Genomic DNA, 795 nt, shown 5'->3' with positions numbered 1-795 from the left:
CAGATCATCGACGCCACCGTGGTTCCGGCGCCCAAGCAGCGCAACACCGAAGCGGAGAAGGCGGCGATCAAGGAGGGTCGCGTGCCCGAGGACTGGAAACCGGCCAAGGCGCGACAGAAGGACCGGGATGCGCGCTGGTCGATCAAATATAGCAAGGCCAAGGTCCGCGAGGGGGCAGATCCCAAGGCAGCGAAGCCCGTCGATCTCGCTATCCCGATGTTCGGTTACAAGAATCATATTGGCATCGACAAGGCCCACGGCCTGATCCGCACCTGGGGGGCCAGCGCCGCCAACGCCCATGATGGGGCGCGGCTACCGGACTTGATAGCCAAGACCAACACCGGTTCGGGCGTCTGGGCGGATACGGCCTACCGGTCGAAGAAGAACGAAGCGTTCCTGGCCGCCGGCATGTTCACCAGCCATATCCACCAGAAGCGACAGCCAAGGCGACCGCTGCCCGAGCGGATCGCCAGGGCCAACACCCGGCGCTCCAAGATCCGCGCCCACGTCGAGCATGTGTTTGCAGGGCAAAAACATCGCATGGGGCTGGTCGTGCGCACCATCGGTATCGCCCGCGCCACGATCAAGATCGGCATGGCCAACCTGGTCTATAATTTCCAGCGGCTCGCTTGGCTCGAAGGGCGTACTGCGCCCGCTTGAAAGGCAATGGCCACAACAGGGCACAAAGCAAATATCACGCAGCCAAGGGAAGCCGAAAATCGTGCATCAATGACCCTGCGCGATCCTCAATAGCGCGAGCCGACCAAATCCGCCGGTTTTTCGAGGCGTCCAGCT

Annotated in this window: 1 protein-coding gene; it reads left to right on the top strand. The window is 62.4% G+C overall.

The genetic code is table 11. The features are described from left to right. A partial coding sequence (locus SR3_RS30340) for a transposase (RefSeq protein ID WP_157099228.1) occupies positions 1-660 on the top strand: 660 nt, incomplete at its 5' end. Between the last annotated feature and the right edge of the window lie 135 nt (positions 661-795).

Origin of the sequence: Novosphingobium rosa NBRC 15208 (genome assembly GCF_001598555.1) — a bacterium.
GTDB lineage: Bacteria > Pseudomonadota > Alphaproteobacteria > Sphingomonadales > Sphingomonadaceae > Novosphingobium > Novosphingobium rosa.
This window is presented reverse-complemented; position numbering and strand designations above follow the sequence as displayed.